This is a genomic window from Mycobacterium sp. NPDC003449, from assembly GCF_053588415.1.
The window spans coordinates 1-6,692 of sequence record NZ_JBSFPX010000282.1 but is presented as its reverse complement, the minus strand read 5'-3'; the positions used below and the strand labels follow the sequence as shown (position 1 = coordinate 6,692).

At 69.4% G+C, this 6,692-nt stretch carries 3 protein-coding genes; all 3 read right to left on the bottom strand.

What is annotated here, in order from left to right; translation table 11 throughout:
* Window positions 1–82: 82 nt before the first annotated feature.
* Genes nbtC through ACWDTP_RS36390 form a run of 3 tightly spaced genes read right to left on the bottom strand, consistent with a single transcriptional unit; the run spans window position 83 to window position 6,331 of the window.
* Window positions 83–4,204, bottom strand: coding sequence for a nocobactin polyketide synthase NbtC (nbtC, locus tag ACWDTP_RS36400; protein WP_450028070.1), 4,122 nt, complete (start codon window positions 4,202–4,204; stop codon window positions 83–85).
* Window positions 4,205–4,259: 55 nt separating this feature from the next.
* Complete coding sequence (locus ACWDTP_RS36395; protein ID WP_450028069.1) at window positions 4,260–5,585, bottom strand: beta-ketoacyl [acyl carrier protein] synthase domain-containing protein; 1,326 nt, start codon at window positions 5,583–5,585, stop codon at window positions 4,260–4,262.
* Window positions 5,582–6,331 (bottom strand): thioesterase II family protein, encoded by a 750-nt coding sequence (locus tag ACWDTP_RS36390; protein ID WP_450028068.1) that lies wholly within the window; start codon window positions 6,329–6,331, stop codon window positions 5,582–5,584. The genes ACWDTP_RS36395 and ACWDTP_RS36390 overlap by 4 nt, the downstream gene beginning before the upstream one ends.
* Window positions 6,332–6,692 lie beyond the last annotated feature (361 nt).

Sequence of the window (6,692 nt, the reverse complement as noted above, 5' to 3'; positions counted from 1 at the left end):
CGCACACACGGGGGTACCCGGGAATGCGCATTCCGGGGTACCCGCGCGTCTGCTCGCGGGAGAAACCTGCGGGGGGGAAACGTCAGGGTCTGCGCACGGCACCGAGCACGAACTGGTCGAGGGCGGCCAGCGGATCGTCGGCCGGCGGCAGCGGGGCCATCGGCGTGAAACCGGCCCTGGCGAACTCGCCGTGCCACTCGTCGCGGGTCAGCAGGATCCGGTCGGTGCCCGCCCGCACATCGGTCAGCCCGACCTGTGCCAGGCCCGGCCGCGGTGACATCAGGAAATACACCGACGTCATCAACGAGCAGTGCGCCGTGCACAACTCGATCAGGACGATCGCACCGCCGGGCCGCAGGATGCCGTGCAGCTCGTCGAGCGTCCGGCCGATATCGGCGGCGTTGTGCACCACATTGGCCGCGATCACCACGTCACACGGCGGCTGCCGTCCCAGATCCGAGTTGAGGTCGACGAGCCCGAACGTCATCCACGGGTGAGCGGCGAACCGCTTCTGCGCCGCGGTCAGGAAGAACGTGGAGACATCGGTGAAGTGGTATTCGACCGGTAGTCCGGCGAGCCCGTCGACGATGGCGTCGGTCATGCCGCCGACACCCGCCCCGAGCTCGAGAACACGGACCGGCGACCGTTCGGTCATCAGGCCCCGCACGGTGTCGGCGACGGTCTGGCGTGCCCGCCGGTTCAGGTATCGGCTGATGACGTTGTCGCGGTAGAAGGCGTCCGCGGTCGCGGTCGATCCGTCGGGAAACAACAACTCCTGCACACTGGTCCGGTCGGTGAGCAGCCGCTCCAGATGCTCGTTGGCCGCGGCCAGGAACTCCCCGAACGGCGGCGGGTAGCCCAGATCCGTGCACACCGCCGTGAGGTCGGGGCGCTGCGGTGCCGGAACCGGACGAAGCCGCCGGTAACCGCCCGATTCCGCGCCGACGAAACCCCTTGTGGTCAACGCCTCCAACCACTGCCGCAGGATCCAGTGATGGCGCTCGACGATCCGGAGCCGATCGGTCAGCTCCGCCATATCGTGCGTGTCGCCGTCGCCAAGCACCGGCTCGAGCACACGCCACATCGCCGCCAGCCCGAACAGATCCAGATCGGCGCGCGCCGAGGGGATCCTGGCCAGCTCCAGCCGTCCGTCCGGCGGCGCCGGCTCGGCAGGCCTGCGGGCCGCGCCGGAAGCGTCGGCGGCGGCGCCATCGCCGACCTCGCGCACCACATCGTCGAGGGTCGCCCCACCCAGCAGCTTCGAAACCGCCACCTCACACCTGAATTCGGACTTTATCCGGCGTCGCAGCTGCAGCGCGTTGAGGGAATCCAGCCCGACCGCCACCAGCGGCTGGGCCCCGTCCACCGCCTGCACGTCATCGACGCCGAGCACCTCGGCGAGCAGCCCCAGCAGCCGCCGTCGCACATCGGTGCCGTCGTGGCCGGACTCGACGCGCTCCGCGGCGCCGGTGGTCCGCGCGGCGGGGATGTCCGCGGTGGGTATCGCCGCCAGGGCCGACAGCGTGGGACCGTAACCCAGCAGGCCGAGCCCGGATCGCGCGCGGTCGAGGTCGAGTGCGGCGATGGCCACGTTCGCGGGCAGCCGCCGCAGCCCCAGCTCGACGGCCTCCGCCGAACGCATGGTGAGATAACCGATCTCGGCGAGGTTGGCGGCCTCGGCGCGATCGCGTCCCTCGAACACATCCCACTGGCCCCACTGCACCGACACACAGTCGCGGCCCTGATCGCGCAGGAGCTGGGCGTGGGCGTCGAGTAGCCGATTGGCCGCCGCGTAGACGAGTTTGCCACGCCCGCCGAGCACCGAGGCGGTAGACGAACACAGCAGGATCCTGGCGTCGTCGGACAACGGAACCGATTGCAGTGCATGGGAAAGGCCGACGATCTTGCCGCGCAGGCCGCGCTCGAGCCGATCGGCGGTCAGGTCTTCGAGATCCGCGTTACCGGTGCCGTCGGTGTCCAGCACGGCATGGACCAGCAGGTCCACCGGGGCGTCGATGCCGGCGGCCAACTCGGCGACCGCGGCGGCATCGGTGACATCGCAGGCCAGTACCCGGATGTCGGCGGTGGCCGGCAGCCCACGCAGCCGCTCGGCGATCCCGGGCGACGTGCCCGATCTGCTCACCAGGGTGACCCGTCCGGCGCCCGCCCGCGCGGCGTATTCGGCGAACTCCAGCCCGACCCGGCCGGTGCCCCCGGTGATCAGGACATGACGACCGGTCAGGGCAGGCGCATCCGGGTCGCTGGGCGCGTCGACGAGCCGTTTGGTGTACAGACCGCCGTCCCGCAGTGCAAGTTCGGGTTCGCCGGTGGTGTGCAGCGCCGCGATGATCGCCACCGGATCCGGTTGTGCGGGTGAGAGATCCAGGTGACGGAAGGCGATGTCGGGGTATTGCGCACCGAGGCAACGAAACCCCGCCGCCAGCGCGGCCGATACCGGATCGGCGGGGTGGTCACCGGGGCGTACCCGCTCGGCGCCGACGGTGAGCAACCAGTATTCCCCGAGCCCCGCCCCCGGTGCGCGCCACCAGGTCCGGTCCGCGAAGAACGTCGCGGTCCGGCGGACCTCCTCGTCCGCGTCGACCGGGCCTGCCGCGGGTTGCAGGATCACGACGGCGTCCAGCTGGTCGGTGTCGTCGCCGGCGGTGATCAGCCGCGCGGACAGTTCTTGGCGCTCGGCGTGCGCGCACAGCGCCCGGGCGAGTTCCGCACAGTCGCCGGTGTGATCGATGATGCCGATGCGGCGTGGCGGCGTCACCGACCGGCGGGTCACCGGCCGCCATTCCTCGGTCAGGATCCGGGGCGGTGCCGTGGTGACCGGCCGGGTCTGCGGCGCCGGGTCCGGACGGTCGTCCGGGTCGGCCCGGCGCGCCAAGAAGCCGTGATACGGCAGCCACAACGACAGCTCGTTCATCTGGGTGTTGGGGAAATCGAGCAGGGGCAGGGTCACGTCGTGCCCCGATTCGGTACGCAGTGCGGTCCAGTCATAGTCGATGTCGTGCACCGCCAGCACCGCGAGGCTTCGGGTGAACTCCGCCGGATCGGTGGCGTCCCGGTCCGAGGTACCCAGCACCGTGCGGTTCGCGGCTCCCGCGGCGGCCAGGTTCTCCTCGATCGCGTATTGCAGGGTCGGGTGTTCGGCGAGCTCGATGAACACATCGACACCGTCGGCCACCGCGGCCGCGACCGCCCGGTCGAACCGCACGGTGTTCCGCAGATTCCAGAACCAGTAGTCGGCGACCGCGAGGCCGGAAGGGACCTGCTCCCCCAGGGTGGCTCCGATGAAAACGCTTGCGCCGTCCAGGAAGTCCGGGTTGCTCAGGCCCCGCGCCGCACCCGCGATGACATCGCGGAACTCGTTGACGGCGTTGGTGTGGGCCGGATAGCGCACCGGTATGGTCCGGGTGAACCGGCCCCGGCCTGCCAACGTGTCCACCACCGCCGCAACGGTCTCACGCTCCCCCGAGATGCCCACCATCCGTGGCGAATTCACCACCGATACCTCGGCCCAGCCGTTCTGCCGGGCCAGGACGCCCTCACACTCATCGCGGTCGGCGCCGACCACCGCCATGGCGTAGGCGTCCGAGGAGATGCTCTCGGCCGCACGCGCCCGGGTCCCCACCACCAGCGCGGCATCCTCAAGGCTCATCTTGTCTGCGAGATAGGCACCGGCGATCTCGCCCTGACTGTGCCCGACCACCACACCGGGCGCTACGCCCCACGACCGCCACACCGCGCCGAGGCCGACCATCTGCATGAACAGTGCGGATTGCACCACCGTGGTGCTGTCGCCGGCGTCGTCGGTCCCGAGCAGGTAGCCCAGCGGGGAATCGCCGAACCGGGCGCGGAAGATGGCGTCGCAGCGGTCGACCTCGGCGCGGTAGGCGGGCATCGAGCGATGGAACAGGGCACCCATACCCGGTCGCTGACCACCCTGTCCGGGAAGCACATAGGCGGTGCGGCACGCCTGCGCCGGCTCCTCGCCGCGGATCACGGCGGGATGCGCCAGGTCCTCGGCGACCGCCGTCAGCGCCTCGGTGAGTTGTCCGTGGGAGGTGACCATCGCCAACGCCCGGTAGCGCCGCGGCTTGCGGGTCCGGAACAACATGTCGGCGATGCGCTGTGGCGGCACGGTGGGGTGCTCGCGCAGATAGCGGGTCAGTGCCTCGGCCTCGGCCCGGAGCAGGCCGGCGGTGTCGGCCGAGAGCAGGATCGGGATGGTGCCGTCGGGCAGCCGGTACTCAGAAATCGTCGTGCTCCTCTCGTACTGGCATGGCGATGATGGTGTGCGCGTTGACCCCACCCGCCCCGTAAGAGGAGATGGCTCCGAATCTGTCGGTGCCACGGGGTTTCCAGTCGTTGAGCTTGGTGGCAAGAGTCAGTCCGGTGCTCTCCCAGTTGATCTGGCTGGTCGGGTTGTCAGTGAACAGCGACTCCGGGATCTGACCGTGCCACCCGGCGAGCAGCACCTTGATCACTCCGAGCATCCCGGCCGCGGCCTGGGCATGACCCAGGTTGGATTTCGCGGATCCGACGATCGCGGTCGAGCCCGCGGCGCCGTAGGTGTCGACCAGGGCGCTCAGTTCGGCCCGGTCCCCGGCGCGGGTGGCGGTGCCGTGCCCCTCGATCATGCCGACGTCGGCGGCGTCGATCCCGGCCGCGTCGACGACCTTGCGGATGAGTTTCTGCTGCACGTCGGCGCGCGGCGTCAGGATGGCCTTGCCCTTGCCGTTGTGGTTGTAGTGGCTGGCCAGGATGCGGCCGAAGATCCGGTGCCCGAGCCGGCGGGCGCGGGATTCCCGCTCGACGGTGACGAACCCGGCGCCCTCGCCCCACAGGGTGCCGCTGGCATCGTCGGCATAGGCCCGGCAATGCCCGTCGGCGGCCAGGGCATGGTGTTTGGCGAAGTCGTAGACGATGACCGGGGTGCCCATGACGCATACACCGCCGGCCAGCGCCCAGTCGCATTCGTCGTTGCGCACCGAGGCCGCGGCCAGGTGCAGCGCGGTGAGCGAGGATGCGCATGCGGTGTTCACGGTGGCCGATGGCCCTGACAGGCCGAGGGCATGCGATACCCGTCCGGCGATGCTGTCGGTGACCTGGCCGACCGTCCGGTACCCGCCGTACTCGTCGGCGCCCGAACCCAGCGGCCCGTATTCGGTGGGATAGGCCCCGACGAAGCAGCCGGCCTCCTCCTCGTCGAGGGCGGCGGCATTGATTCCGGTGTTCTCCACCGCTTTCCACGCGGTCCGCATGGCGAGGCGGATCTGCGGGCTGGTGATGGTGGCCTCACCGAGGCCGATGTTGAAGAACGACGGGTCGAAGGCGCCAGGGTTCGGCAGGAAGCCGCCGGCGTCGCAGATATCGGCCCAGCCCTCGTTCCTGGACAATGAGACCATATCGTCGACCGGCCAGCCACGGTCGCGGGGCAGCGGGCCGATCAGTTCACGGGATTCGCTCAGTGCCGTCCAGTAGGCGGCCGGTGTGCTGACGCCCCCCGGCGCCTCCACCGACATACCGGATATCACGATGGGATCGTCCACGCGCGTGGGGGCGGCGATTGTCATCGGCGAACTCCGTTCTCGGACAGCAATTCCCGGATGCCGTCGATGTGGTCGGTGAGGAAGAAGTGGCCGCCGTCGAACAGCGTGACCTCGATGTCGGCGCTGTGCTCGCGCCAGCCGTTCAGGTCGGCCATGGTGACGATGGGGTCGCGGTCCCCGCCGATCACATGGATCCGCGCGGCCACCCGGGTCGTCGGGTCACAGCGGTAGGTCTCCGCGGCGCGGTGGTCGGCCCGCACCACCGGGAACGTCATCTTGACGATCTCCGGGTCACCGGCGACGTCGGCGTTGGTGCCGCCCAGAAAACGCAGGTGCTCGAAGAGACCGTCGTCGTCGGTGGGCGCGGCGGGCTTGCCGGCCAGCCGGTGCGGGGCGACCGCGGCCAGCACCGTGAGTTGCCGGACCGTGATGCCCGCGGCCTCGGCGATCCTGGCGAATTCGAAGGAGACGTGGGCACCCATGCTGTGGCCCAGGGTGGTGATCGGAATGCCGCGGTTGAACTCCGAGGCCTGGAATTCGGCGAACGCGCCTGCCGCGATATCGGTCAACGACGTGAGCGGTGACTCAGCGGCGCGGTCCTGCCGCCCGGGGTACTGGAAGGCGATGACCTCGAAGTCCTGGCTCAACGCCTGCGAGAATCTGCGGTACCAGGATGCGCCGGCGCCCGCGTGCGGAAAAATCAGCAGCGGTGGCCGATCGGTCGAATCCGGATTGTGGAACTTGCGCATCCAGCCTTTTTTGGGCCGCATGTGTCCCCCATTTCGTGTGTGTTTGACGTTGGCGGTGGCGCTGCCCAGGCTGAGGAACTGCGATGTCCGCCAACGGATCTGATTTCGGCGCGGTTGGCTGCTACGGCGGGGAACGCCGATTCTGCGACCGCAGCGGGCACAGGGGTTGCACGTGACCGCCGGCGGGAGTTCCCGGCGCCGACGCTGCCCACTGGCGAGGCGTTCCAACACAGACTTTCGCCACGTTGGATCAGGCTAGCCTAACCTTTGCTTTCGTGTGGCCCTTCATATGTGTCCGCCCTGCCATTCATATGTATCCGGCCACCCCGCGAGCAGACATAAAACTGCCCACTTTCACGTGAAAGTGGGCAGTTTTATGTCT

Excerpts from the sequence above, each read along its gene's own strand:
- ACWDTP_RS36395 (WP_450028069.1), bottom strand. The coding sequence starts at position 5,585 with ATGACAATCGCCGCCCCCACGCGCGTGGACGATCCCATCGTGATATCC.
- ACWDTP_RS36390 (WP_450028068.1), bottom strand. The coding sequence starts at position 6,331 with ATGCGGCCCAAAAAAGGCTGGATGCGCAAGTTCCACAATCCGGATTCG.